Source organism: Arthrobacter sp. Y3223164 (assembly GCF_059091005.1).
In genome coordinates this window covers 1-344 of the sequence record NZ_JBNHGF010000932.1, presented here as the reverse complement: position 1 = coordinate 344, position 344 = coordinate 1, and the positions used below count along the sequence as shown (strand labels likewise).

General features: G+C 69.8%; 1 pseudogene. It reads left to right on the top strand.

Annotated elements, in window-relative coordinates:
* A pseudogene (locus tag AC5RUJ_RS18790) lies at positions 1 to 320 on the top strand (hypothetical protein); the annotation flags it as partial.
* Positions 321 to 344 lie beyond the last annotated feature (24 nt).

Below are 344 nucleotides of genomic sequence, written 5' to 3'. Positions count from 1 at the left end.
CCTCAATCGGTGGGCTATGCCACCAATCTATACCCCCTAGGGGTATCGCCATGGGCGCCGGCACCGACGTGGCGATCGAGGCCGCGGACCTGACCGTGATGGGCAGCGACCTCGGCCAGGTGGTGCAGTCCATCGAGCTCAGCCGCCGGACGCTCTCCACCATCAAGTCGAACCTGTTCTGGGCCTTCGCCTACAACACGCTCGGGATCCCGGTGGCCGCGCTCGGGCTGCTCAACCCGATGATCGCCGGGGCCGCGATGGCCGCCAGCTCGGTGCTGGTGGTAGCCAACTCCCTGCGCCTGCGCCGCTTCGGACGGTAGCGGGCGGGGGGGCGACAGCCCGCC